This is a genomic window from Microbispora sp. CSR-4 (assembly GCF_008033685.1).
GTDB lineage: Bacteria > Actinomycetota > Actinomycetes > Streptosporangiales > Streptosporangiaceae > Microbispora.
Genome location: NZ_VJVX01000003.1, coordinates 59,814 through 85,862 on the forward strand (window position 1 = coordinate 59,814; position 26,049 = coordinate 85,862).

General features: G+C 73.2%; 21 protein-coding genes. 8 read left to right on the forward strand and 13 right to left on the reverse strand.

Annotated elements, in window-relative coordinates:
• Nucleotides 1-11 precede the first annotated feature (11 nt).
• A complete protein-coding gene (locus FLV34_RS04920) occupies nucleotides 12-425 on the forward strand; it encodes a GNAT family N-acetyltransferase (protein ID WP_147942475.1) in 414 nt (137 codons plus the stop codon).
• Here FLV34_RS04920 and FLV34_RS04925 read toward each other — a convergent pair.
• On the reverse strand, nucleotides 407-2,179 hold the full coding sequence (locus tag FLV34_RS04925) for a glycoside hydrolase family 15 protein (RefSeq protein ID WP_142647447.1): 1,773 nt from the start codon (nucleotides 2,177-2,179) through the stop codon (nucleotides 407-409). The two genes, FLV34_RS04920 and FLV34_RS04925, sit on opposite strands and share 19 nt — an antisense overlap.
• A gap of 74 nt (nucleotides 2,180-2,253) precedes the next feature.
• On the reverse strand, nucleotides 2,254-2,892 hold the full coding sequence (locus tag FLV34_RS04930) for a YitT family protein (protein ID WP_142647446.1): 639 nt from the start codon (nucleotides 2,890-2,892) through the stop codon (nucleotides 2,254-2,256).
• A 64-nt stretch (nucleotides 2,893-2,956) separates the two neighbouring features.
• On the opposite strand from FLV34_RS04930, the gene FLV34_RS04935 reads away from it, so the two are divergent.
• Nucleotides 2,957-4,438 (forward strand): PLP-dependent aminotransferase family protein, encoded by a 1,482-nt coding sequence (locus FLV34_RS04935; protein ID WP_147942476.1) that lies wholly within the window; start codon nucleotides 2,957-2,959, stop codon nucleotides 4,436-4,438.
• A 97-nt stretch (nucleotides 4,439-4,535) separates the two neighbouring features.
• On the opposite strand, the gene FLV34_RS04940 is transcribed toward FLV34_RS04935, so the two are convergent.
• Complete coding sequence (locus FLV34_RS04940; RefSeq protein WP_147942477.1) at nucleotides 4,536-6,041, reverse strand: peptide MFS transporter; 1,506 nt, start codon at nucleotides 6,039-6,041, stop codon at nucleotides 4,536-4,538.
• 179 nt (nucleotides 6,042-6,220) lie between these two features.
• Here FLV34_RS04940 and FLV34_RS04945 point away from each other — a divergent pair, with 179 nt between their 5' ends.
• From FLV34_RS04945 to FLV34_RS04960, 4 genes are all read left to right on the forward strand, one after another.
• The gene (locus FLV34_RS04945) at nucleotides 6,221-8,065 is read left to right on the forward strand and encodes a long-chain fatty acid--CoA ligase (RefSeq protein ID WP_142647443.1); all 1,845 of its coding nucleotides are present in this window, start codon (nucleotides 6,221-6,223) and stop codon (nucleotides 8,063-8,065) included.
• A 387-nt stretch (nucleotides 8,066-8,452) separates the two neighbouring features.
• The gene (locus tag FLV34_RS04950) at nucleotides 8,453-9,364 is read left to right on the forward strand and encodes a hypothetical protein (RefSeq protein ID WP_147942478.1); all 912 of its coding nucleotides are present in this window, start codon (nucleotides 8,453-8,455) and stop codon (nucleotides 9,362-9,364) included.
• A 168-nt stretch (nucleotides 9,365-9,532) separates the two neighbouring features.
• Nucleotides 9,533-10,489, forward strand: coding sequence for a hypothetical protein (locus FLV34_RS04955; protein ID WP_142647441.1), 957 nt, complete (start codon nucleotides 9,533-9,535; stop codon nucleotides 10,487-10,489).
• Nucleotides 10,490-10,680: 191 nt separating this feature from the next.
• Entirely contained in the window at nucleotides 10,681-11,337 is a 657-nt protein-coding gene (locus FLV34_RS04960) for a DNA-binding response regulator (RefSeq protein WP_142647440.1), read from the forward strand.
• Here FLV34_RS04960 and FLV34_RS04965 read toward each other — a convergent pair.
• From FLV34_RS04965 to FLV34_RS05005, 9 genes are all read right to left on the reverse strand, one after another.
• The gene (locus FLV34_RS04965; RefSeq protein WP_261985659.1) at nucleotides 11,239-13,164 is read right to left on the reverse strand and encodes an ABC transporter ATP-binding protein; all 1,926 of its coding nucleotides are present in this window, start codon (nucleotides 13,162-13,164) and stop codon (nucleotides 11,239-11,241) included. The genes FLV34_RS04960 and FLV34_RS04965 overlap by 99 nt on opposite strands.
• Nucleotides 13,161-15,029 carry an ABC transporter ATP-binding protein gene (locus FLV34_RS04970; RefSeq protein WP_147942479.1) on the reverse strand — a complete coding sequence of 623 codons (1,869 nt, stop codon included), beginning with the start codon at nucleotides 15,027-15,029 and terminating at the stop codon, nucleotides 13,161-13,163. Before FLV34_RS04970 ends, FLV34_RS04965 begins: the two co-directional genes overlap by 4 nt.
• A 122-nt stretch (nucleotides 15,030-15,151) precedes the next feature.
• Nucleotides 15,152-15,295: a SapB/AmfS family lanthipeptide gene (locus FLV34_RS04975; protein WP_261985660.1), complete on the reverse strand. Its 144-nt coding sequence runs from the start codon at nucleotides 15,293-15,295 to the stop codon at nucleotides 15,152-15,154.
• Nucleotides 15,296-15,364: 69 nt separating this feature from the next.
• Nucleotides 15,365-15,514, reverse strand: a complete 150-nt coding sequence (locus tag FLV34_RS04980) for a SapB/AmfS family lanthipeptide (RefSeq protein ID WP_142647438.1) — start codon at nucleotides 15,512-15,514, stop codon at nucleotides 15,365-15,367.
• Nucleotides 15,511-18,129: a class III lanthionine synthetase LanKC gene (lanKC, locus tag FLV34_RS04985; protein WP_147942480.1), complete on the reverse strand. Its 2,619-nt coding sequence runs from the start codon at nucleotides 18,127-18,129 to the stop codon at nucleotides 15,511-15,513. The genes FLV34_RS04980 and lanKC overlap by 4 nt, the downstream gene beginning before the upstream one ends.
• A 546-nt stretch (nucleotides 18,130-18,675) precedes the next feature.
• Nucleotides 18,676-19,389 (reverse strand): sensor histidine kinase, encoded by a 714-nt coding sequence (locus tag FLV34_RS04990; protein WP_260617243.1) that lies wholly within the window; start codon nucleotides 19,387-19,389, stop codon nucleotides 18,676-18,678.
• A 250-nt stretch (nucleotides 19,390-19,639) separates the two neighbouring features.
• Nucleotides 19,640-20,950, reverse strand: coding sequence for an NAD(P)/FAD-dependent oxidoreductase (locus FLV34_RS04995; RefSeq protein ID WP_261985661.1), 1,311 nt, complete (start codon nucleotides 20,948-20,950; stop codon nucleotides 19,640-19,642).
• Nucleotides 20,947-21,537 (reverse strand): isoprenylcysteine carboxyl methyltransferase family protein, encoded by a 591-nt coding sequence (locus FLV34_RS05000; protein WP_260617233.1) that lies wholly within the window; start codon nucleotides 21,535-21,537, stop codon nucleotides 20,947-20,949. The genes FLV34_RS04995 and FLV34_RS05000 overlap by 4 nt, the downstream gene beginning before the upstream one ends.
• Before the next feature lie 9 nt (nucleotides 21,538-21,546).
• Complete coding sequence (locus FLV34_RS05005; protein ID WP_142647435.1) at nucleotides 21,547-22,614, reverse strand: type III polyketide synthase; 1,068 nt, start codon at nucleotides 22,612-22,614, stop codon at nucleotides 21,547-21,549.
• A gap of 115 nt (nucleotides 22,615-22,729) precedes the next feature.
• Between FLV34_RS05005 and FLV34_RS05010 the strand changes: the two genes are divergently transcribed.
• Nucleotides 22,730-23,914: a UbiA family prenyltransferase gene (locus FLV34_RS05010; RefSeq protein ID WP_261985662.1), complete on the forward strand. Its 1,185-nt coding sequence runs from the start codon at nucleotides 22,730-22,732 to the stop codon at nucleotides 23,912-23,914.
• Nucleotides 23,915-24,037: 123 nt separating this feature from the next.
• Here FLV34_RS05010 and FLV34_RS05015 read toward each other — a convergent pair whose 3' ends face one another.
• Nucleotides 24,038-25,195, reverse strand: a complete 1,158-nt coding sequence (locus FLV34_RS05015; RefSeq protein WP_261985663.1) for an MFS transporter — start codon at nucleotides 25,193-25,195, stop codon at nucleotides 24,038-24,040.
• A 75-nt stretch (nucleotides 25,196-25,270) separates the two neighbouring features.
• On the opposite strand from FLV34_RS05015, the gene FLV34_RS05020 reads away from it, so the two are divergent.
• Nucleotides 25,271-26,014: a helix-turn-helix domain-containing protein gene (locus FLV34_RS05020; RefSeq protein WP_147942481.1), complete on the forward strand. Its 744-nt coding sequence runs from the start codon at nucleotides 25,271-25,273 to the stop codon at nucleotides 26,012-26,014.
• Nucleotides 26,015-26,049 lie beyond the last annotated feature (35 nt).

Here is a 26,049-nt window from a genome sequence, read left to right on the forward strand (position 1 = left end):
GCCTGCGCGCGGTGGGCGACGCCGACGTCCCGCGACGCGCCGCCGCGCACCGGGCGGCGTTCCACCCGTCGCGGGTGACCGAGGAGAGCTACCACGCGGTCCGGCGGGCCTGGCCCTATCGGCCGGACCTGGACTGGATCGCCGAGGCGCCGGACGGGAGCGCCGCGGCGTTCTGCCTGGTCTGGCTGGACGAGGCCAACCGGGCCGCCCGCATCGAGCCGGCCGGCACCGCGCCGGGCCACCGCCGGCGCGGCCTCGCACGGGCCGCCTGCCTGGCCGCGCTGGACGCGGCGCGGCGGGCGGGCGCGCGGCAGGCGGGGGGGAGCCCGCGTGGGGACGACGCCTATCCGGGGCCCGTGCGGCTGTATCGGTCGCTCGGGTTCCGGGAGTGCGCCCGGAGCCTCGCCTACCGCCGCTCGGTGTAGCGGGTCAGCGCCCGCGCCGTACGGATCAGATGGATGTGGCTGAAGGCCTGGGGGAAGTTGCCGAGCTGGCGGCCGGTCTTGGGGTCGTATTCCTCGGCGAGGAGGCCGACGTCGTTGGTGAGGGCGATGAGGCGCTGGAAGAGCTCGACGGCGTCGTCGTGGCGGCCGATCATGGCGCGGGCTTCGGCGAGCCAGAAGCTGCAGGCGAGGAAGGCGCCTTCGCCGCCGGGGAGGCCGTCGACGGGGTTGTCTTCGGCGAGGGGATAGCGCAGGACGAAGCCGTCGGTCATGAGCTCGCGTTCGATGGCCTCGACGGTGCCGATGACGCGGGGGTCGTCGGGGGGCAGGAAGCCGACGATGGGGATCTGCAGGAGTGCGGCGTCGAGCTCGCGTGAGCCGTAGGACTGGGTGAAGGTGTTGCGCTCGGGGTCGTAGCCCTTGTCGCAGACCTCGGCGTGGATGCGGTCGCGCATGGCGCGCCAGCGCTCCACGTCGCCGCGCCGGCCCAGCTCCTCGATGACGCGGACCATGCGGTCGGCCGCGACCCAGGCCATGACCTTGGAGTGGACGAAGTGGCGGCGGGGTCCGCGCACCTCCCACAGTCCCTCGTCGGGCTGGTCCCAGTTGTGCTCGAAGAACTCCATGACCTTGGTGACCAGGGCCCACGCGTGGTTGTCCGGCGGCATGCCCTGCTTGCGCGCCTGATAGAGGGCGTCGACGACCTCCCCGTAGATGTCGAGCTGGAGCTGGGTCGCCGCGCCGTTGCCGATCCGCACGGGCGTGGAGTTCTCGTAGCCGGACAGCCAGTCGAGCGTCATCTCCGGCAGGCGGCGTTCGCCGGCCACGCCGTACAGGACCTGGACGTCCTCGGGACGGCCGGCGATGGCGCGCAGCAGCCAGGAACGCCAGGCGGCGGCCTCCTCGACGTATCCGGCGCCGGTCAGCGCGTCGAGCGTCATGGAGGCGTCGCGCAGCCAGCAGAAGCGGTAGTCCCAGTTGCGCACCCCGCCCAGGTGCTCCGGCAGTGACGTGGTCGGGGCGGCGACGATGCCGCCGGTCGGGCTGTAGGTCAGCGCCTTGAGCGTGATCAGCGAGCGGACCACGGCGTCGCGCCAGGGGCCCTGGTAACCGCAGCGGGAGACCCACTCCTGCCACATGAGCCTGGTCTCGGCGAGCTGCTCCATCGGGTCGATCCGCTCCGGCTCCGGCTCGTGGGAGGGATGCCAGGTGAACACGAACGGCACCCGCTCGCCGGCGGCGACCGTGAACCTCGCCTGGTGCCGGTAGTCGCCGCCGTGCAGCGGGACTCCGGAGTGGATCCAGACCGAGTCGGGGCCGCCGATGGCGTGCAGGTGCCCGTTGCTGCGGCGCACCCAGGGGACGATGCGGCCGTAGTCGAAGCGGATGCGGATCTCGGTCGTCATCTCCACGGTGCCCGACAGGCCCTCCACGATCCGTACGAGATCGGGGTTGGCGTGCCGGGGCGGCATGAAGTCGATCACCTTGGCCGCGCCCGTGGGCGTCTCCCAGACGGTCTCCAGGATGAGCGTGTCCTCGACGTACGCGCGGCGGGTGGCCTGCTCCTGTCCCGCGGCGGCCAGCCGCCAGAAGCCGTTGGACTCGTCGCCGAGCAGCCGGGTGAAACAGGAGGGGGAGTCGAACCGTGGCAGGCACAGCCAGTCGATCGAGCCGTCCCGGCCGACGAGGGCGGCCGACTGCATGTCGCCAACGAGGGCGTAATCCTCGATCCGCATGCCCGTCACGCTACCGGGCGCGGGCCGTCCGCTCATCCGCGAGCCGCGGCCGTCACGGGCCCGCGCTGGCCGCGTCAGGACGGCTTCGTGCCAGGTGGCCGGGCGGTGTCCCCGGCGGGGGCCCACAGCTTCATGAAAACCTGCGTCACCGGGCCGATCGTGACCGCGAACACCACCGTGCCGACCCCGACGGTGCCGCCGAGCAGCCAGCCGATGGCGAGCACGCTGATCTCGACGATCGTGCGGGCCAGCCGGATCGACAGGCCGAGCCGGTTGAGGCCCGTCATCAGGCCGTCGCGCGGCCCCGGGCCGAAGCCCGCGTGGATGTAGAGCCCGGAGGCGGCGGCGATGGCGACGACGCCGCCCAGCAGGAAGGCCCACTGTACCGGCCAGGCCGCGGGCGCGGGCACCAACGCCATCACCCCGTCGGCGCTGGTGCCGACCACCAGGACGTTGCTGATCGTGCCGAGACCGGGCCGCTGCTTGAGGGGGATCCACAGCAGCAGCACCAGCGCGCCCACCAGGTTGATCCACAGGCCGATCGACCACCCGGTGCGCACCGACAGGCCCTGGTGGAAGACCTCCCAGGGGTCGAGGCCCAGGCCGGACCTGACGAGCAGGGCGATCCCGGCGCCGTACAGCGCCAGGCCGGCATAGAGGCGGATGAGCCGCAGCGGGAGCGAACGGGGGCGGGGGAGGGACAGTTCGGTCATAGTCGGCCTATCGTGCAGGCTGGTGGGGTTGCGAGGAAAGGGCCAATCAGAGAAATTGGCCTGCATGGATCGGTACCTCAGCGCTCTGCAGCTCGCCCGGCTCGTGCTCGGCACCACAGGAGAAGCCACGGGAAGGGGCGCGGGAGCGAGGGCGGGGAAGGGCGCGGGAGACGCGCAGGAGACCCGGCCCTACTACCGGGCGCTCGCGGACGCCGTACGCGGCCTGGTCCTCGACGGGAGGCTCGCCGTTGGGGTGCGCCTGCCGGCCGAGCGGCACCTGGCCGAGGCCCTCGGCGTCAGCCGCACCACCGTGACCGCGGCGTACGATCGGCTGCGCGAGCAGGGCTATCTGGAGAGCAGGCAGGGATCCGGCAGCCGGGCGACCCTGCCCGACGCGGGCGCGCTCGGCACCGACAACCCGTGGCTGGCGTCCGACGACGACGGGCTGCTGCCGCTGCACGCGGCCGCGCCCCCGGCGAGCGCCCTGCTCGGCGAGGCCATCGAGGAGGCGGGCCGGGCCTACCACCGGTACGCGCTGGGCATGGGCTACCACCCGGCCGGGCTCGCGCCGCTCCGCGAGGCGATCGCCCGCAGGTACGGCGAGCGTGGCGTGCCCACCCGGCCCGAGCAGATCCTCGTCACGGCCGGGGCCCAGCAGGCCATCCACCTGCTGATGGCGGCGTTCGCCGAGAGGGGCGACCCGGTGCTGGTCGAGTCGCCGACCTATCCGCACGCGATCGACGCGGCACGGATGCGGGGAGCCCGCCTGGTGCCGGTCGGCGTGCAGGAGGACGGCTGGCACCTCGATCTTGTGACCTGTGCGATGCGGCAGACGGCGGCCCGGCTGGCCTACGTCATCCCCGACTTCCAGAACCCGACCGGCCACCTGATGGCCGACGCCGCCCGCGCCGAGCTGGTGGAGGCGGCACGACGGCACGGCGTGACGCTGATCGCCGACGAGAGCTGGGCCGAGATCGTGCTGGACGAGACGGCGCGTGCGGCGCCGCTGGCCGCGTTCGACACCGACGGCCGGGTGATCAGCGTGGGCTCGGCCTCCAAGCTCTGGTGGGGCGGCCTGCGGGTCGGCTGGATCCGGGCGAGCGCCGCGACCGTCCGCCGCCTGGCCGTGCTGCGGGCCGCCGTGGACATCGCGGGCGCGGTCTTCGAGCAGCTCGTCGTCGCGTGCCTGTTCGAGCGGATCGAGGAGGCGCGCGCCGAGCGCCGCCGTGGGCTCGGCGCGTCGTGTGCGGCGCTCGCCGCGGTGCTGCGGGAGGAGCTGCCCGGCTGGGCGTTCACCACGCCGCGCGGCGGCGGCTCGCTGTGGGTGCGGCTCGACGGGCCGGTGGCGAGCTCGGTCGCCGAGGCCGCCGCCGCCCGTGGCGTACGGCTGGCTCCGGGGCCGTGGTTCGGCGTGGACGGGACGCTGGAGCGCTACCTGCGGCTGCCGTTCACCCAGCCGCCGGCGGTGATGGAGGAGGCGGTGCGCCGCATCGCCCGCGACCCCGCCCGCTATCGCCCGCGCGAGCCGCTCATGCCGGCCCTGTGACCCTCAGCCCGGCACGGGCGGTGTGGGCGTCAGCTCGGCGTGGGCGTTTGCTCGGTGTGGGCGTTTGCTCGGTGTGGGCGTTTGCTCGGTGTGGGCGTCAGCTCGGTGTGGGCACGGGCGGCACGTGGTGCTCGGCCATCAGCATGCGGAGCCTGCGGACGAACAGCAGCATGACGAGCCCCGCCGCGATCGCGGCGAGCGCGAGGGTGAGGTAGTACATCGGCATCGGCACGACCTTGGTCAGCCGGTAGGCCTGGCCGCCGACGGAGTCGCCGAGGGCCATGGAGAGGAACCACAGGCCCATGAGCTGGTTCTCGAACGCCCGGGGGGCGAGCTTGTTGGTGACCGACAGCCCGGCCGGGCTGAGGAACAGCTCGCCGACGGTCTGGATGAGGTAGACCGACAGCAGCCACATGACCGAGACCTTCACCCCGCCGGAGGCGATGCCGGACGCGACCGACATGACGACGAAGCTCACCCCGACGAGCACCAGGCCGACCGCGAACTTGAGCGGCGTGCTGATCCGGGTGCCCGCCTTGAGGAACATCTCCGCGAAGAGGGGGGCGACGAGGATGATCACCAGCGAGTTGATGTTGCCCACCCAGCCCGGCGGGATCGTGAAGCCGAGCACGTCCAGGTCGGTGTCGTTCTTGGCGAACAGCAGCAGGGCGCTGCCGGCCTGGTCGTAGACGAGCCAGAAGATCGCGGCGGCCAGGAACAGCCACACGTACGCGAACAGGCCCTTCCGCTCCTCCGCGGTGACCTCGCGCGAGGAGAACAGGAAGACGAAGTACGCGACCGGCACGGCCGCCGTGACGACCGTGAGCACGACGGCGAACCGGTCCACGGTGAGCGTGCCGCTGAGCGCCCACAGGGTCAGCGCGCCCGCGCCGGCGGCGAGCGCGACGCTGGCCACGACCTTGAAGCGGCGCTCCTCGTCCGGTGTCATGCGGTGGTCCGGCTCCTCGCCGGCGCCGCGGAGCGTGGCCCGGCCCCGGACGTACTGCGCCAGGCCGAAGGCCATGCCGAGGGCGGCCGCGCCGAAGGCGAGGTGCCAGCGGTCGCCCGTCTGCAGCCAGGGCACGACCATGATGCCGATGAAGGCGCCCAGGTTGATGCCCATGTAGAAGATCGTGTAGCCGGAGTCGCGCCGGGCGTCGTCCTCGTGCCGGTAGAGCTCGCCCACCAGCGCCGACATGTTCGGCTTGAGCAGCCCGCTGCCCAGCGCGATCAGCACGAGGCCGAGCCAGACGAACCCGCCGCCCATGGGCATCGCCATGCTGACGTGGCCGCCCATGATGACCAGGGCGCCGCACAGCACGGTCCTGCGGGCTCCGAGCAGCCGGTCGCCGAGCCAGCCGCCCGCGATGGCGAGGAGGTAGACCGAGGCGATGTAGACGCCGTAGATGCCGACGGCGGTCGTCTCCGGCAGGCCCATGCCGCCGCGCGTGACGGGCGCGGTCAGGAACAGCACGAGGATGGCGCGCATGCCGTAGTAGCTGAACCGCTCCCACATCTCGGTGCCGAACAGCGTGGCCAGCCCCCGCGGATGGCCGAAGAACGTCCGCTCGACGGTCGGCGGACCCGATCTACCGGATGCCATGTGAACCCCCGATCACACTCCGTCTTGTGTACCTTACCTGCCTTTATGTGCTATTTGTCCGATTGTGAGGGCCGCGTATAGCACAGGCCGTCGCTCTACTCCTCGCCGGGGTCTTGTCCACGGTGATCCCGTGTGGTGCGATGCATGCCACGCGTGCGGAATACCCGTTGGGAGGCGCGATGTCCGGCGTACTTGAGGAGCGGGCCGCGATCGAGCAGGAGATCGCCGGCAGGACGGTATGCGAGCAGCTCAGGTGGGCCGCGCAGGAGCATCCGGACGCGCCCGCCTACTCCGATCCCACCGGCGACGGCTGGACGACCCTGACCTACGCCGAGGCGCGCGAAAGGGTGCTGCGGATCGCCGCCGGCTACACCGCGCTGGGCCTGCGGCCGGGCGACTCCGTCGCGCTGATGCTGGTCAACCGCAGCGAGCACGTGCTCGCCGACCTCGGGGCCGTCCACGCGGGCGGCGTCCCCTGCTCGATCTACGCGACCTTCGCCCCCGAGCAGGTCGCGTACGTCGCCCGCGACGTCGGGGCGCGGATCGCGGTGCTCGGCGGCCCGGCCGACCTGGCCCGCTGGGAGCCGGTGCTCGGCGAGCTGCCCGCGCTCACGAAGATCATCCTGTTGGAGGGCGCCGCCCCCGAGGGCGACGAGCGCTTCCTGAGCTGGGAGGCGTTCCTGGAGCTCGGCGCCGATGCACTGGCCGCCGACCCGGCCGCGGTGGACGCCCGCTGGCAGGCGGTGACCCCGGAGGACACGCTGACCGTCCTCTACACCTCGGGGACGACCGGCAACCCCAAGGGCGTCCCGCTGACGCACACGAACGTGCTGTTCGAGCTCGTCGCGACCCAGCGCATGATCGACCTGCCCATGCGCAGCACGCAGATCTCCTACCTCACCTACGCCCACATCGCCGAGCGGGTGCTGAGCCTCTATCTGCCGCTGGTCAAGGTCAACCACGTCCACTTCTGCACGGACCTGGCCAACCTCGGCGCCACGCTCGGCCAGGTGCACCCGGTGCTGTTCTTCGGCGTCCCCCGCGTCTGGGAGAAGATGATGGCCCGGCTGCAGGCCCTGCTCGCCACCCAGCCGCCCGAGCAGCAGGAGAACGTGCGGGCCGCGATGGCCGCCGGGCTCGCGTACGTCGAGGGGCAGCAGCACGGCCACACGGTCACGCCCGAGGTGCGCGAGGCGTACGAGCAGGCCGACGCGGCGCTGCTGTCGATCGTCCGCAGCCTGATCGGGCTCGACCAGGCCCGCTGGTGCGCGACCGCCGCCGCGCCGATGCCGGAAGAGGTGCAGCGGTTCTTCGCCGGCCTCGGCCTCAAGGTCATCGACGTGTACGGCATGACCGAGACGACCGGAGCCTTCACCGGCAACACGCCCGAGGTCTTCAAACTCGGCACGGTGGGCCGGGCCGAGCCGGGCGTGGAGGTGCGGATCGCCGAGGACGGCGAGATCCTCACCCGCAGCCCGCTCAACACCCGGGGCTACCTCGGCCTGCCGGAGGCGACCGCCGAGCTCCTCGACGACGACGGCTGGCTGCACACCGGCGACGTGGGGTCGATCGACGAGGACGGCTTCGTCCGCATCGTCGACCGGAAGAAGGAGCTGTTCATCACCTCCGGCGGGGAGAACGTCTCCCCGGCCGCCATCGAGGGCCACCTGAAGGAGCACCCGCTCATCGGCCAGGCCCTCGCGTACGGCGACCGCAGGCCCTATCCCGTGGCGATCCTCACCCTGGACGGCGAGGTGGCCCCCGAGTGGGCGCGGGCGCGGGGCATCGCCTTCGACTCCCTGGCCGACCTGGCCGCGCATCCGGACGTGCTCAAGGAGATCGAGGCGGCGGTCGAGGCGGCCAACCGCAAGCTCGCCCGGGTGCAGCAGGTCAAGCGGTGGCGGCTGTTGCCCGTCGAGTGGACGGCCGAGACCGCGGAGCTCACCCCCAGCCTCAAGCTCAAGCGCCGGGTCGTCCACGCCCGGTATGCCGAGGTGATCGAGGAGCTGTACACGACCGGCTGACCACGCGGCGGGCTCCCGCCGGGCCGGATCCGCGCGACACCGCGGCCATGCGGGGCCGAGCCCGCACAGCGCCGGGGCCTCGCCGTGCGGGATCGTCACCGGGCCGGACCTGTACGGCGCGGAGGTCGCGGTGCCGATCGCCGGCGCACCAGAGTCTCGCCGGGCCGGATGCAGCGTGCCGGATGGGCCGTGCCGGTCTTCGGGGCCGGTCTTCGGGGCCGATCTTCCGGGCCGGTCTCCGGGGCCGGTCTCCGGGCAGGCTGACCGTGCCGGTTTTTCACCGTGCCGGTTTTTCACCGTGCCGGTTTTTCACCGGGCCGATTTTTTACCGGGCCGGGAGTGTGTCGGGGGCGGGACGGCCCGCGGGCGTGCGTACGGTCACGGGGCATGATGAGCCCTCTGCTCGCGACGCTGGTCCTTTCGCCCGCGACGACGGCGGCGGCCGCCGCGCCGGCCCCCGCCTCCGGCGACCTGGCCATCCGCTCGATCGTGGTGCGCCCGTCCGACCCCGTGGTCGGCCCGAGCGGGTCGGTGCGGCTGGTCGTCGACGTGGTCGCACGCGGCGCGGACCGCGTCTCCGTCGTCCTGGAGCCCGGCCGCGCCCCCGCGGATGGCGACGAGCCGGGTGAGGAGCCCGAGCCGGACGTCACGCCCTCGCCGCCGTCAGGCGACGCCGTTCCGGTGCCGTCCGCCTCCCAGGACCCGATGGTCCCCCCGGGCGGCGCCGTGCCCGGTGCCGTGCCGGTCGGTGTGCCCGCAGGCGTGCCCCTGCCGGGCCTGGGCGGGCTGGCGTCCGCCGTGGTGCCCAGGATGACGGGCGCGTCGCGCGACGGCCGGCCGGTCCGGCGGATGTCGTCCGGGGAGTGGGAGACCTGGCGGTTCCTCCCCGACAAGGCCCTGTCGCGGTGGTATCCGCACGGCCCTTGGACGGTCACCGCGACCGCGGTGAACGCGCGGGGCGAACGGGCCGTGGCCCACGCGGGCTTCAACCTGCGCAGGGAGACCCAGATCGAGGGGCTCAAGGTGGCCCGTGAGGGGAACAGCGTGCGCGTCACCGGGACGCTGCTGCGGGTGGGCCCCGGCGGGAAGGTGGACTACCGGCCCTTCGCCGGGCAGCGGGTCACGATCCGGTTCCGCCCCGAAGGGTCGTCCCGCTGGAAGACCGTCGGGGAGGCGGTCACCCGCGAGGACGGCTGGTTCAACGCGAAGGTCCGTGCGGACGGCGAGGGCTCCTGGCGTGCCGAGTACGCGGGCACACCCCGGTACGCCGCCGAGACCAGCGCACAACGAGAGGCGTGACCAGCCTCACGTATCACAAAAAGTATAAAGAAGACGTAAGGGACGTTATGATTTTGTAATCACTTTTCCGAAGATGTGCGGCAACTTTTCTCTCTCTTTTGACGTCTATGACAGGTGGCGTACCCCAAACCGGGGGTGCGTTCCTGAACGGGGAGAGGAATGACCCTCATGGTGAAACGAGCTGCTACCACCCTGGTAGCGGTCGCCATGGGCGCCACGGCGCTCGCGACTGCGCCCGCGTACGCGGACACTGTCGCGCCCACGTCGACGCCCACGCCGAGCCCCTCCGCTGGGCACACCTTCAACAAGCCGCACAAGCCGGACTCCCACCAGCCCGACTTCCACAAGCCGTACAAGCCCGACCCGCGCATCCTGTCGGTCGACGTGAGCCCGAACGTGGTCGTGGTGAGCAAGGGCCGGTCCGCCCAGGTCACCGCCCGGGTCACGACCAAGGACGTCCAGAGCGTGGACATCGACCTGTGGGGTCCCGGGGTCGGTCACGGCGGCCACGGCGGCAACCACTGGTTCGGCAAGCAGAAGAGCGGTCACAACGGTCCGAAGCTCGACCACACCTCGCGGACGTGGAGCTTCGACTGGAACGACCGCGCCGGCACCTACAAGGTGCACGTCGTGGCCGTCGGCCTCGACGGCAAGAAGTACACCACCGACCGCAGCTTCACGGTGAAGCGCAAGGTGTCGCACGCGCCGCGCCCGACGGGTCCGAAGGCGACCCGCATCGCCGGCTTCGACGCCACGCCCGAGCCGGTCCGCAAGGGCCGCTCGCTCACCCTCAAGGGCACGCTGCAGGTCGCGCAGTGCTGGGGTGACTGGTACTACGGGTGGAACGACTTCACCGGCCGCCGTGGCGGCGCCCGCTTCTGCTCCGACAGCAACAACTACTGGAACAGCTGGCACTGGCTGGGCTCGCAGACCGTGAAGGTCTACTTCCAGCCCTCCGGCTCCCACAAGTGGCAGTACGTCAACTCCGTCAAGACCGCCGGTGACGGCGACTTCGCCACCAAGGTCCGGGCCTTCCGCTCCGGCACCTGGGCGGTGCGGTTCGACGGCGGCCACGGGCTCAAGGGTTCCCAGGCGACCGACTACGTGAAGGTCGTGCGCCACTAGAAACCCCGACCGCGACGCCCGGTTCCCCGTGAAGGGGGCCGGGCGTCGGTTGTTCTCTGACGCGCTTCCTGATTAAAGGTGACAGTTCGGGTAGAGAGGTCCCGGCGTGCGCGCGGAACCCTCATAGTGAGTGGGGCGCCGCGGTCACCAACGGCGAGCGTCCGCTCGCATCGCGTGTAGGGGGGTCTGGTTTGATCCGACTGATGCTCGCCGAGGACATGCACCTCATCCGCAAGGCGCTGGTCGCTCTGCTGTCGAGCGAGGACGACCTCGAGGTGGTGGCCGAGGCGGACAAGGGCGAGGACATCGTCAGGCTCGGCTGCCTGCGGCGCCCCGACGTCGCGGTGCTCGACATCGGGATGCCCGGTGTCGACGGCATCACCGCGGCGGCCGAACTGCACCGCCGGTTGCCCTCCTGCAAGACCGTCGTCCTCACCGGGCTCGGGACGCCCATGGCGCTGCGCAAGGCGCTGGACGCCGGCGTGCGCGGCTTCGTCGTGAAGGACGCCTCGCCGGGCCACCTCGTGGACTGCATCCGCCGCGTGTCGAAGGGGGAACGGGTCATCGACCCCGAGCTCGCGGTGGCCGCGCTCGACGCCGACAGCAACCCGCTGACCGCCCGCGAGCTCGACGTCCTGGAGAGCGCGGCCGGCGGCGCCACCGTGGGAGAGATCGCCGACCGCCTGTCGCTGTCGCGGGGCACGGTCCGCAACTACCTGTCCCGCATCATCACCAAGGTCGGCGCCCGCTCACGCGTCGAGGCGATCCAGATCGCCTCCGAGTGCGGCTGGCTGTGGCCCGCGCCCGGCCGGGATCTCGGCATCCTGCGCTACCGCCCCCGCCGGTAGCCTCCCCGGGCCCTCCCAGTGGCCCACCAGGCCGGCGTACAGCGGGGATGAGGCCACCATCTCCTCGTGCGTGCCGAGCCGGACGCGCGTGCCGTCCATGACGAGCACCCGCCGGGCCCGCAGGGCCGAGGAGATCCGGTGCGCCACGACGATCACCGTTCCCGGCCGCGCCGCGAAGGCCGCCTCCGCCCGCGCCTCCGCCGCCGGATCGAGATGACAGGTCGCCTCGTCGAGCACGACCAGACGGGCGGGGGACAGGTAGGTCCTCGCCAGCGCGACGAGCTGCCGTTCGCCCGCGGACAGCTCGGCCGGGTCGAGCGGGCCGCCTCCGGTGCGCCGCGCGAGCTCCGTCAGCCCGAACGCCGCCACCGCCTCGTCCACCCGATCGGGAGGCGTGCCCGGCGCGAGGTACGTCAGGTTCTCCGCCAGGGTGCCGGGGAAGACGTACGCCTCCTGGGGGATCAGCGCGCGGGCGGCCGGACTGACCTGTGTGGCCGGGACACCTCCGACGAGGACCTCGCCGTCGTCCGGGGTCAGCAGGCCGGCGACGAGCGCGGCCAGCGTGGACTTGCCGATGCCGCTCGGGCCGACGACGGCCAGGTGGTCGCCCTCGGGCACGTCGAGGTCCAGCCCGTCGATCACCGGCTCGGGGGCCTTGTGCCCCGGCTCGCCGTAGGCGAAGCGCACGCCGCGCAGCTCCAGCCGGACCCCGCCGGGCTCCCGGTCGCCGTGCGGCACGGGCGGGCCGGGCGCGTGCAGGATTCGCTCCAGTGTGACGGCCAGGCGGATCCCGCTCACCCCGAGGCCCTGGACCAGGCCGCCGAGCGCGGGGGAGAGCGACTGCATCACGTAGGTCAGCGCGCCGAGGATCACCCCTCCGGTCACCCCCTGGCGCACCAGCCAGGGCGCGCCCGCCAGCAGGAGCACCACCGGCAGCCACCCGCCCACCGCCAGCGACAGCGTCCGCGACGCCGTCACCCGGGCCAGCGCCCGTGCGGCCCCCGCCTGCCGGGAGATCTCCCGCCCGACGCTCGCCGCGACGCGCGCCTCGCCGCCGCAGGCGGTCACGTCCCGCAGGCCGCCCGCCATCGCGGCCACCGCGGCGGCCGTACGCTCGTCGGCGACGATGAACTCGCGCTGACGCCGGGCCAGGGCGGGCAGGGAGACGAGGAACAGGCCGAGCCCCAGGGCCACCGGAGCCAGCACCAGCGGCACGACCTCGGCGGCCAGGGTCGTCAGCCCCACCGCCACCCCGGCCAGCGTGAACACGAAGGTCCTGACCACCGTGATGATCGCGCCGAAGGCGTCCCTGGCCAGCTCGACCTGGTGGTTCATCCGGGCGACGGCCGCGCTGTCGCCGCCCCGCCCGGCCCGCAGCGCCCCGGTCACCACGCGTTCCAGCAGGTCATCGCGGAACGGCTCGACGATCCCCGCGATGAGCAGCAGCACCTGCCGGGCCGCCAGCGCGGCCACCCCCCACGCGGCGGCGAGCACGCCCAGCCAGATCAGGCCGGTGCCGGGCCGCCCCGCGGCGAAGCCGTCGTCCACGGCCCGCGCGATCGCATACCCGCCGGTCAGCGCGGGCAGGGTCTCCGCCACCGACCAGCAGGCCAGCCACACCAGCCGGGAGGGCGCGCGCAACAGCGCCCGCGTGAGCACCCGCCGCGCCTCCGCGCCATCGAGGGCGCCGCCCGCCTCGTTGTGGGTGGCTGGTGCGGCAGGTCCGGTGGGTCCGGTGGGTGTGGTCCGTGCGGCAGGGGCAGCGGGGGCCGGGGCGTGGGTGTCGTGACGCCGCGCGTCGGCCCCGCCGGGTGCGCGGCGCTTCACGAGGCGTCCTCGGCGCGGAAGACCGCGCGGTAGCCGGGGTCGTGCCACAGTCGCTCGTGCGTGCCGGTCGCGCGGACCCGTCCGTCCTCCAGCCACACGACCTGGTCGGCCTGGGCCGCCGTCGTCACGCGATGGGCCACCACCAGCCGGGTGCGGCCGGACAGGCTCCCGGTGAGCGCCCGCCCGACCTGCCGCTCGGTCACCGTGTCGAGGCTCGACATGGCGTCGTCCAGGATCAGCAGCCGGCCGGCCTGGGCGAACGCGCGGGCCAGGCCGATCCGCTGGACCTCGCCCCCGGACATCGGCGCCTCGGCGACCGGGGTGGCGTACCCGTGCGGCAGCCGCCGGATGAAGACGTCGGCGCAGGCGGCGACGGCGGCCGCCCGCGCCGCGTTCTCGGTGCGCGCCGTGTCCCTGCTGCGCGTCGCGTTCTCGGTGCGCGCCTTGTCCCTGCTGCGCGCCGTACTGTGCGCGGTGCCGTCCCCCGGGGGGAGGCCGAAGGCGACGGCCTCGGCCAGCGTCTCGCCGAACAGCGCGGGCCGCTCGAACGCGTATCCGACGGCGCGGCGCAGCGGCTCGCGGCCGATCTCGCGCAGGGGCACGCCGTCGAGCAGGACCGCGCCGCGTTCGGGATCGACGAGCCGGCCCGCGACGGCGGCCAGCGACGACTTGCCCGAGCCCGAGCGGCCCACCACCGCCGTGCACGTGCCGCCCGGCACGACCAGGCTGACACCGCTCAGCAGCCGTGTGCCGTCGGCCCGTACGGTCACGTCACGCAGTTCCAGCGTGCCCGGGCCCGGCGGCAGCGGCCGGTCCCCGTACGCCGGGGGCGGCACGGCGAACAGCTCCTCCAGGCGCTGGGCGGCCGACCGGGCGCGGGCGATGCGTGCCGCGTAGCCGAGCGCCGACCCCAGACCCGCCCCGAGCACGACGTAGCGCGCGGCGGCGAGCAGTTCCCCGACGGTGAGGCCGCCTGCCGACAGGCGCAGCCCGCCGGCGGCGAGCACGGCGATCTCCAGAAGCGGGACGACGACGGCGGCCTGGACACCGGCCCGCGCCTGCAGCCGCCACAGCGCCAGGCCGTGGGCGCGCAGGCGGGGGAGCGGGGCGAGCACACGCGCCGCCTCCCGGTCCTCGGTTCCGGCGGCGGTGATGGTGCGGGCCCCGGCGAGCGCGCCCACCAGCATGCCCGCGATCTCTCCCTGGGCCTGCTGGTAGCCGCCGGAGGCCGCCGTGGTCCTGCGCATGAACGCGCGGAGCACGGCGACGATCAGGAGCAGGCCGGCCACCAGCGTGACGGCGAGCCACGGGTCGATCAGCGCGAGGGCGACGACGCTGCCGGCCGCGGGAACGACGAGCGTGGCCGCGGTGACCACCGCCTCGGGGGTCCGCCCGGCCTCCTCCACGTTCACCCCGGCGCGGGTGACGATCTCGCCCGGCGCGAGGTGCCGGGTCATGCCGGCGCCGACGGACAGGGTGTGAGCCACCACCCGGGAGCGCAGCCACCGGGCGGCCCGCGCCCCGCTCACCCCGGCCGCGAGCACGCCCAGCGCGTCGCACGCGACGACCAGCGCGATCAGCAGCACGGCGGTCGCGAGCGGGCCGGTGAGCCCGAACGCGGCCTCACCCCCCGCTCCCGCCCCCACGCCGGCCCCCGCTCCCGATCCCGCCCCGGTCTCCGCTCCTGGCCCCGCCCCCGTTCGCGACTGGATCCGTACCACGACGTCGACGGCGCGGCCGAGCGCCGCCGGGAGCAGCAGGTCGGCCGCCGCGCCCAGCAGCGCCGTCGCCGCGAGCACGGCGAGCCACGGGCCGCCGCGCCGTACGGCCCGCGCGATCAGCAGGTCCGCCGGACGAGAGCTCACCGGATCCTCCAAAGGGGTGAAAGGCCGGACAGGACGGGAGGGGCTCCCGCGGCCGACCGGCCGGGGCCGTAAACGCGGAAGCCTGGGCGGCCGCGACGACCGCCCAGGACTCCCTCAGCGTGTTACCAGCCGCAGAGCAGGCTGAGGCTGCTGTTCTCGTGCGGGGTGCAGGCCAGGAGGCTCAGGTTGCTGCCGCCGCCGTGGCCACCGCCGTGGCCGCCGGGGATCTCGAGGTTCTGCAGGTCGAGAAGCGCCATCTGGAACATCTCCTTGTATGGGTTTCGTCAGCCGGGGATGGGGCTGACGTTCGTGTTCACCGGAAGGTCGTCAGCGTGTTACCAGCCGCAGAGCAGGCTGAGGCTGCTGTTCTCGTGCGGGGTGCAGGCCAGGAGGCTCAGGTTGCTGCCGCCGCCGCCGTGGCCACCGCCGTAACCGCCGGGGGCCTCGAGGGTCTGCAGGTCGAGGAGCGCCATTGCGCGTTTCACCTCCTTTCGAGGCTGGTCGGGACGTTCGACCCGGCGGCGGTGCGCAGGGGCCCCTGCGCCCGGGACCGTCCGGGGGGTTCGAGGAACGGGAGATGGACCGGCTCGTCGTGCAGCGCGGTGCCGAGCGCGAGCAGCACGCCGGCGCTCCCGGTGGCGAGATCCATGGACAGCCGGAGCAACTGGGCTCCGGGGAAGGCCAGCCCGCCCTGGTAGGGAAGCTCGTGCCAGGCCAGCCGGGCGATCTGCGCCGCGGCGGCCTCGGGGTCGGGGCGCGAGCCGGACGACAGGCAGGCGATCATGCCGGCCCGGCCCGCGAACAGCCCCGGCTGGATGTAGTAGGGCAGTGTCGTGACCGGCCGGATGGCGGCCAGCGACTCGGCGAAGGTCTCGTCGTGCCGGTGGGCGAGGTAGCGGTCCAGCACCACGCCGATGCCGGCCGACCCCTCGTCGAGGTAGGGGTTGGTCCGCCAGCCCTGCTGCACCTGAAGCTGGCCGTCCTCGCGGCCGACGCACCGGCGCAGGTCCTGCCGCAGCGCGGTGGCCGCGAGGTCGAGCAGGCCGGGGTCGCCGGTGCGCTCGTAGGCGTGCAGGAACATCAGGGCAGGCCCCGACGAGCCGTACATCAGCCCCGCGTGCGGGTGCTTGCCGCCGCTGATCTCGGGCACGTCGTCCGGGCCGCCGAGCCGGTCGGCCACCAGCGCCACGACGCGCGCGGCCCGCTCGCGGAACTCCGGCTCGCCGGTCGCGTCGTGCAGGTGCATCAGGGTGAGGCCGATGCCGGACAGGCCGCGGTAGAGACTCAGGTCCAGCCGTTGTTCCCCCGGCTCTCGTGCGCACCGTTCCGCCACGTCGAGCGCGTCCTCGCGGCGGCCGAGCGCCTCCAGCGCGTACGCCACCCCGTGCAGCCCGTTGTAGAAGCCGGGCCCGATGCCGGGTTCGGCGGCCTGCCTGAGCAGCCACTCCTCGTGCTCGGGGAAGCGTCCCGCCCCGGTCGCCGCGAGCGCGTACAGGACGCCCGCCGCGCCGTTGGCGAGGCTCACCCCACCGCCGGGCTCGAACTGGACGATGTCGCCGGGGAACAGGCGGTCGTCGCGTTCCGGCGTCGCCGAGGCGAGGATCGCCTTCGCCAGCGCCTCCCGCAGGGCGGGCCAGCCCTGGGTGAGCCGGGCCCGCCGGGGGAGCCGGCTCGGCTCCGGCGCGGGCGGATCCTGCCCGAGGATCGTCCGTACGGCCCCCTCGATCAGCGCGGGCGGCACCGGGAACGTCTCGACGATCAGCCGGCCGAGCTGGGCGGCCTTGGGCCGGTGGAGCTGCAGCAGCATGGTGGTCATCGGGGCGAACACGCCCAGGTGCAGGCAGGCCAGCGCGTACTCGTCGGCTGCGACGCCGGCCAGCTCGCGCGGCGGCACGAAGCCGGGATTGGCGAGCGTCGGTCGCCTGCGCTCCTCGACGGGGGAGGAGACCTCGAAGTCGATCAGGACCACGCGGTCGCCGTCCACCAGGACGTTGAAGGGGTGCAGGTCGCCGAACACCACGCCGCGCTCGTGCAGCGCCGAGACCGCCGCCCGCACCTTGGCGAGCATCCCGATGGCCCACCCGGCGTAGTCCGCGTCCATGGCGGGGGTGCGGTCGGCGCGCGTGAGGGGGTGCTTCTGGGCGATGAGCTGGCTGAGCGAGGTGCCGTCGACGTACTCCTGCACCAGGAAGTGGTGCTCGCCGACGGTGAAGTAATCGCGCAGCGCCGGGACGACGTCGAGGCCGGCCAGGCGCTCCATGATCGCGGCCTCGTGCCGCAGGCGGGGGACGGCGTCGCGGCCCTCGACGTCCAGCCCGGCGTGCGGGCGGGCCTCCTTGAGCACCACCTTCTCGCCGGTGCGCCTGTCGTGCCCCAGGTAGACGCCGCCGCCGTTGGAGAAGTGCAGCACGCCGTCCACCGCGTACGGCACGCCTTCGAGCGTCACCGCGTTGCGCGCGGCCAGGTGGGGTTCGAGGAACACGGGCAGGGTCACCCAGGAGGGCAGGGCGAACGCGGGACCACGCACGTCGGGGACGAGGTCGCCGTCGGCGTTCTCGATCGCGAGGACCCGCTCGCCGTTCTCGTCGAGGCAGTGGCGCTCGGCGAACCCGCCGTAGCGGACGAACAGCGGTCCTTCGCCGTAACGCAGGTCGCTGAGGATGTACGGGCCCTCGACGCCGTCGAGGATCTCGGCGAGCTCCTTGAGCGTCAGCTCAAGCTGGGCCTCGTCCACCGGATAGATGGTGACGAGCTTGCCGCTCGACCCGCGGAAGGCGTACTTGGAGTTCTGCATCGCCATCACGCGCCGGCCGCGCAGGAACTTGAAAGCCAGTCCGCGGGGGACGCAGTAGTCCCAGGCCGCCGCGATCACCCGCTCCGCCTCCGGCACGGAGGAGGAGATGTGGATCTTCCAGCCCTGCGTGGGCAGGGTGGCGCCGGCCGGCGCGTAGTGGAGCCAGGTCCCGCTCGCGGCGTGCGCCCATCCCTCGGGAGCGGGCCGCGCGGCGATGGCGAAGTCGGGATGCTCCTCGCGCTTGGTGTCGAGGGTGTCGTAGAACAAGGGATCTGCGAGGCAGTAAATCTCGTACTTACTAATCACCAGATGTCCCCTCAGGCCGGTCACGTCAAAGAATTCCGGAAATAAAGAGAAGGGCCAAGTTACGCCCGTCAACTGCGCCATGTGAAATCTGCACATAACAACCGTGACGCCGTCATGGGTCGGTGGTGATGCTTTTCATTGCGGTCATCAAGGGGCCTAATGGACTATTCGGTCAAGGGGCTGGTCAAACGCACTGACCGAGGTCTGCGGCGGGTCGGCGAAGGGATAAAGGGCCTGGGCCCAGAAGTCCACGACGCGCATGCGCGCTGCCTGCACGTGGAGGGTTCGGACAGGCAGGCCCGAGCGTCGGCATGCGGAGGCCCGCGCGCTGCTATGCGTAGACCCGCGCGTGGTTGTGCGAGATCCGTGCGTCGCCGGGTGGAGGCCCGCGCGTGCTTATACGGAGGCGCGCCTGGCTATGCGGAGGGCCCGCGCGTCGACATGCGGAGACCTGTGCGCTGCTATGCGGAGCGGTGCGTCGCCGTGGGGAGGCCGGCGCGTCGTGCTTTCGGATCCGGGCCGCCCGGCCGGTGAGCGCGGCCTGTGTCAGCGGCGGTCCCCGCCCCTGCAGGGGATCTCGGCGATGAGGCGGAACCAGCCGTCCGGGTCGAGGACCGTTCCCACGACGCCGTCGAGCTCCGCCGCTCTGGTGCGGAGGTTGTCCAGTCCGCTGCCGTCGCCGGGCGGCGTGGAGGGATCGACGCCGTTGTTGGAGACGGTGAGCGTCGCCATGCCGCCCCGCACGACGATCTCGATCGTGCACAGGGTCGCCCTGCTGTGACGCAGGACGTTGGTCACCGCCTCCCGCACCATGATCGCGAACACCGCGCTGATCTCGTCGCCCAGCTCCGCCTCGGTGGCCTCGACGCTGCAGCCGGCGCCGTACGCCCTGAGCACGGCCCGCGCGTTGGCCAGTTCCGAGGCGAGCGAGACGTCACGGAAGGAGCGGGTCACGTTGCGGATGTCGGCGGACGCCTGGCGGATCGACTGCACCACGTCGGCCAGGGCCGGTCGCAGGGGGCTGTCGTCGTCCGCGAGGCGATAGGCGAGCTCGCTGCGCAGGGTGGCCAGCCACAGGCGGCTGCTCACGAGGTCGTGCACGTCACGGCCGAACTGCTCGCGGGCTTCGGCCGCCGCCTGCCGCGCGGCCTCGGCCTGCGTGGCGCGCAGCCGGCGCAGGCGCATCGCGAGGACCACCAGCGCGGCGATCGGGAGCGTACCGAGCAGAGCCAGCAGGGTGAGCAGGACGACGTTCTGCACGTGGGGCAAGTGACGACCCTCCAGTCATCCTTGCCGTAACATCGGCCTCGCCATTCGGTACATACACCAGATCTTTGCATACCGGTCACGAAATATGGCTACTTTGTCAATGTCGAAGTAGGTTCTATTGCCGTCGCGTATAGGGCTATCCGGTGGTGCCCTAAAAACGGGCCTTCACGAATTGTGAATCCGGCTGTAACAATTCTGGAGCCGTGCCCGTTTTGGAGGGAAGGTGTGGAAAGCGTGGCGCTCAGGCGAGCGCCCGTACCGCCGCCCCGAACACCACGGGCAGGCGCCGCGCGGCGGGCACGATCATCCGGGCCGCGGGAGGATGCCGCCTGGCCCCAACCAGAGCGGCCGTCAGCAGACGGGAACGCCACGACAGGCGCCGCCAGGCGGCCTCGTACTCCTCGGGGCGCCCCGCCCGCAGGCATGAGACCAGCGCGTGGGCCGACAGCAGCGCGAGCGAGATCCCCTCACCGGTGAGCGCGTCGACGTAGCCCGCGGCGTCGCCGACGAGGAGCACCCGCCCGGCCACCCGCCGCCGCACCCGCTGGCGCAGCGGACCGGCCCCGCGCACGGGGGTGGCGGGAGGGCCGTCCAGCCGGGCGAGCAGGCCGGGGAACCGCGCCAGGTGCTCGTCGTAGGTCCGCCGTTCGCTGCTGAGCACGGCCACGCCGATCAGGTCGTCGCCCACCGGGGTGACGTACGCCTCGCCGCCGGGCGCCCAGTGCACCTCCACGAAGTCCGTCCACGGCGCGACCCGGTAGTGACGGCGCAGGCCGTATCTGCGGGGGCCGCCGGACGGCAGGCCGAGCCCGAGCCGCGTCCTGATCGGCGAGTGCAGCCCGTCGGCCGCGACCAGCCACCGCGCGCTCAGTTCCCGGACGCCTGCTTCCCGGCCGTACGGTTCCCGCGTACGCGGTTCCTGAACACACGGTTCCCTGCCGGACGGTTCTCCGGCACGGAACTCCAGACCCGACGTGCCGCGTGACTCCGGGCCGTATGGTCCCCGGCCACGCAGTTCGGGCCGGTGCAGTTCCGGGCCGTGCAGCTCGGACCCGTGCAATTCAGGCCACCGCGGCTTCGGGTCACCCAAGTCTGCAGCACGCGGTTCTGGAGCACGCAGTTCCGGGGCACACAGCTCCAGATCGCACAGGTCCGGGCCGCCTGTCACGCGGGCGCGTACGCCCTCATCAGCGGCGTGCACCGCGTCCACCCGGCCCGGCACGAGGCGGACGCCGAGGTCCCGGGCGCGGAGGGCGAGCGCCGCGTGCAGGGCCGTGCGGCGCACGCCCAGCCCGTGGCCGTCCCGGAACTCCGCCTGCACCCGGTGGGGCCCGTCCACGTAGCGGATGCCGCGGAACGGCCTGCCGTCCGGCATCTCCACCCCGAGGTCCGCCAGCGCGGCGGCGCCGGTAGGCATCAGGCCCTCCCCGCACGCCTTGTCGACCGGGCCGGTCCGCGGTTCGACGACGACCGTCTCCATTCCGGCCAGCGCCGCGTGGATGGCCGTGGCCAGCCCGGCGGGCCCGCCGCCGGCGACCAGCAGGTCGATCACGCCGCGGTCCCCGCCCCTGCGCCGGGTGCGGCCGAGCCGGTGGCCGCGGTGGCGAGGGCGGTGTTCTCACAGCGCAGGCGTACGGCCATGAGCGGCACGTTGAGCAGGGTGAAGGCCAGCGCCGTCAGCCAGGCGGAGTGCACGAGCGGCAGCGCCGCGCCCTCCACCGCCACCGCGACGTAGTTGGGGTGGCGCAGCCACCCGAACCGGTACGGCCCGCGCCGTACGAGCGGCAGACCGGGCACGACGATGACCTGCGTGTTCCACTGGGGGCCGAGCGTGGTGACGCACCACCACCGCAGCCCCTGCGCGGCCAGGACCAGCACGAACATCGGCCAGCCCAGACCGGGGACGAACGGCCGGTCCGCCAGCCACACCTCCAGCAGGCATCCGGCCAGCAGACCGGTGTGCAGGGCGACCATCCAGGGATAGTGGCCCCTGCCGTACACCACGCCGCCCCGGCCGAGGCTCCAGCGGGCGTTGCGGCGGGCGACGACCAGCTCGGCGAGGCGCTCAACCGCGACGAGCGCGATGAGCAGCACATACCAGGGCGACACGGGCCAGGACGACACGGGCCAGGACGACACGGCTTCTCCCTACCAGCGCAGCAGGACGAGTTCGGAGCAGAACCCCGGGCCCATCGCCAGCAGCATGCCCGGCGTGCCCGGCGGCGGGGGCCGCAGCGCGAGGGTGTCGCGCAGCACGTGCAGCACCGAGGACGACGACAGGTTCCCGTTGGTGGCCAGCGAACGCCAGGTGAGGTCGAGCGCGCCGTCCGGGAGCGCGAGCGTCTCCGCGACGGCCTCCAGCACCTTGGGGCCGCCGGGATGGCAGACCCAGGCGGTGATGTCGTCCGCGGTGAGGCCGTGGTCGGCGAGGAACCCGTGCACGTCGTCGCCCAGATAGGTGCGGACCACGTCGGGCACCCCGGCGTCCAGCACGACGCGGAAGCCGGTGTCGCGGACGTCCCAGCCCATCACGCGTTCCGAGCCGGGATAAAGGTGGCTGCGCGTGCCCACCACCGTCGGGCCGGCCGCATCCGCCGGTAACGGCTCGCGCTCGTCCCCGTACGCGACCACGGCGGCGGCGCCGTCTCCGAACAGGGCGCCTGCCACGAGGTTGGCGGTGGAGGTGTCGTCGCGCTGCAAGGTGAGGGAGCACAGCTCGACCGAGAGCAGCACGGCCACGTGGCCGGGCCAGCCGCGCAGGTAGTCGTGCAGCCGGGCGATTCCGGCCGCTCCCGCCACGCACCCGAGGCCGAACACCGGCACCCGCTTCACGTCCGGGCGGAGCCCGATCCGGTTGGCCAGCCTGGCGTCCAGCGACGGCGCGGCGACGCCGGTGACCGACGTGCACATGATCATGTCGACGTCCGCCGGGGTGAGCCCGGCCGCGTCCAGCGCCCCCGTTATGGCCTGCGCGCCCAGGTCGAGCGCGGCCTCGATGAACAGGTCGTTGGCCGCGCCGAAGCCGTCGAGCTTGCCGTACTGGTCGAGCGGCAGCACCAGGTTGCGGTGCTCCACCCGGGCGCCGGCGTGCAGCCGGTCGAGAAGCCGGCGATCGGCGCCAGGCGGAAGGCAGACCCGCGCGAGCGCGTCCGCGATCTCCGCCTGCGAGTGGCGATGCGGGGGAACGACACCGTGGACGGCCGCGATCCGCGTCATCTCACATCCTCGTGCAGGCGAAAACCGTGACAATTCCCTCTTGCCCGTTGGGGGCCTCGGCATACATTTCGGTGCGGATCGTGATCTGTCGTAGATGCCCCGTTACGCTCAAAACGTGACCGGTTCAGGGGAACTGCCCGAGGACGCGGCGGCCGGCAGCGGCGCGGGCGCCGCCGTGCCGGTCCAGGACGCGCGTCGCGCGGCCTCCTCCTCGGCGGGCACCGAGAGTGTCGCGGGCATCGAGAGTGTCGCGGGCATCGAAAGCGTCGAGGGCGCTGAGGGTGTCGAGGGCATGGAGGGCATCCGGAGCGAGGCGGCTGCCGAGGGCCAAGGGGCCGCCGGGGATCCCAAGGCGACCGGAACTGCCGCGATGACCAGGGACGCCAGGACGAACAGGGCGGCGGGGGTGGCGTCTACCGCGGCCGGGTCAGCGGGAGTGGCCGCAGTGGCGCGTATGGTGGCCGGGCTGGCCAGGGCGTGTCACCCGGGTCCGACAGCGGCGGTGACGACGCTGGTCACGGCGCTCGTGGCGGTCGCCGGGTGGGGGCCGGCCGGGACGGTGCTGACCGCTCTCGCCGTGCTGACCGGTCAGCTGTCCGTGGGCTGGTGCAACGACGCCGTGGACGCCGCCAGGGACGCCGGGGCAGGCAGGACGTCCAAGCCGATCGTGGCGGGTCTGGTGTCCGCGCGCACGGTGCGCGTCGCGGCGTTCGCCGCACTGGTGGCCTGCGTGCCGCTCTCGCTGTCCTGTGGTGTGGTGGCCGGGGTGACGCACCTGGTCGCCGTCGCCGCGGCCTGGGCCTACAACCTGTGGCTCAAGGGCACGGCGGCCTCGTGGGTGCCGTACGCGGCGGGGTTCGGCGCGGTGCCGGTGTTCGTGACGACCGGAACGCCCGGCCACGCCCCGCCGGTCTCACCGCCGGTCTCATCCCCGGCGTGGTGGGCCGTACTCGCCGCGGCGCTGCTCGGCTGCGCGGCGCACCTCGCGAACGTGCTGCCCGACATCGAGACGGACGTCGCGACGGGGGTGCGGGGCTGGCCGCAGCGTCTCGGCCCCGCCCGAGCGCGGCGTGTCCTGCCGCTGCCGTTGCTGGCCGCGTCGGCGCTGCTGGTGGTCGCGCCTCCGGGACCGGCAGGCCCGGCCCGATGGCTCGCGTTCGCCGGAGTGGCCGCGTGCGCCGCGGCCGGTCTGCTGCTCGCCCGGCGCGTGGCCGCGGCGCCCTTCGCCGCCGCGATCGGTGCGGCCGGGATCGACGTCCTGCTGCTCGCCGCCACGCCGGGCGTCGTCAGCGGAGGCTGAGGCTGAGGCTCAGGCAAGGCGGCCGGGCGTCCCCCTGGGATCGCGGGCGGGCGTAACCGCGACGACCCCGAGCAGGGACACCTAGAGCAGGGACACCTACTAGAGCAGGGACACCTGAAGGAATCACCTGCGGGGGAGGAACAGTCCCAGTGCCACGGCCGCGATCGGCACCAGACAGAGGACGGTGAAGACGCCCTGCGGGCCGTACGCCTCCGCCGTGACGCCGAGCACCGGCGCGGCGAGCCCGCCGACGCTCACGCCGAGCCCGAGCGTGACACCGGCGGCGGTGCCCGGCCGGTTGGGCAGGTAGTCCTGGCCCAGCTTCACCAGCACGGCGAACGGGATGTTGACCGCGATGCCCGCGAGCACGGCGAACAGCATCGGCAGGCAGGGCCCCGGCAGCAGGCGCAGCCCGGCGAGCGCGGGTATGGCGAGCAGGCCGCCGATCTGCACGGTCCGCACGAGTCCCATCCGGTCGGCGAGGCGTCCCCCGAGGAGGGTGCCCGCGACCCCGCCGACCAGGAAGCAGGCCAGGGCCGCGCCCGCGAGGCCGCGTCCGGCGTCGAGATGCCTGATCCAGAACAGCTCGATGAAGGTGAGCACGCCGAAGAACGTCACCGACCTGACGACCTCGATGCCGGTGAGGACCATGAACGGCGCCCACCTGTCGGTGCCCGCGCGCGTGCCCGCCGCGCCCGCCCGGGCCGGGGGCCGGTTCCGGAGCAGCGCGAACGCGACGAGCAGGGCCGGTGGGATGAACAGGACCGTGGCGCCGACGCCCATCGCGATGAGGACGGGCGTGGCCAGCACGGGCGCGAGGAAGAAGCCGACGCTCCCGCCCGCCGCGAAGACGCTCATCGCCGTCGCGCTGTCTCCCGCCGTCTCTCTGGCCCCCTTGCCCGCCGCCGGGTGGAACATGGCCACGCCGAGCCCGGACAGCAGCACGAGGGCCCAGACCACGGGGTAGGGCTCCACCAGCCCGGACAGGCCGAGGCCGAGCCCGGCCAGCGCGACACCGGCGGCGGCGAGCCAGCCCAGGCGGAATCGGTCGACGGCCAGGCCGATGAACGGCTGCGGAATCGAACTGCCCAGGGCCGCGGCCATCGTCAGCCCGGAGGCCGCCACGTAGCCGTAGTGCCGGTCGAGCACGAAGTAGGGCACGCAGGCCGGCACGAGTCCCTGGTAGAGGTCGTCGACGGCGTGCGCCGTAGCCCACAGCCACATGCGCCGCCACGCGGACGCCGCCCGCGCCGCCGGCGCCTGAACGGATGTCTGTGTCACTGATCGTCTCCTTGAGAGGCTCCGTCGAGCATCCCGGACGACCCTGGCGGCGAACTAGCGATATTCTGCCGATTCATGTCGGCAACCCGCCATCCCTCCGGCGGCGGCGCGTCCCGCGTGCCGCTGGCCCACCGTCAGCGCATCGACTGGCACGACCACGCCTCCCACCAGCTCATCCATCCGCATCGCGGGGTGTTGCGGATCTCGACGCCGATCGGCGACTGGGTGGTGCCACCGCATCGGGGCGTGTGGATCCCGGCGGGAGTGGCGCACGCGCACGAGGCGTACGGGCCGACCGAGATGCGGGCGCTGCTCTTCGGCCCGACGGTCAACCCGCTGCGGCTGGACCGGCCCACGGTCATGGCGATCACGCCTCTGCTGCGGGAGATCGTGGTCGCCCTGACCGGCGACGACGAGCCGACGCCGGGTCAGCGGGCCAACCTCGAACGCGTGCTGCTCGACCAGCTCCGCGAGGTCGAGGCGCTGCCGCTGTGCCTGCCGACGCCGTCCGATCCCCGGCTGCGCGACGTGGCCGCGATCCTGGAGGCCGATCCGGCGGACGGCCGTACGCTCGCCGAGCTGGGCGCGGTGGTGGGCGCGTCGGAACGCACGCTCAGCAGGCTGTTCCGCGCGGAGACCGGCATGAGCTTCCCGCAGTGGCGCACCCAGCTTCGGCTGCATCACGCGCTCATCCTGCTGGCCGGCGGCCGGTCGGTGACCTCGACGGCCGCCGCGTGCGGTTACAGCGGCCCCAGCGCGTTCATCCAGTCGTTCAAGCACGCCTTCGGCACGACCCCGCACGCGTACGTGCGCGCGTGAGGCGGCCGGTCACGGCCGGGCGAGCACCACGTAGC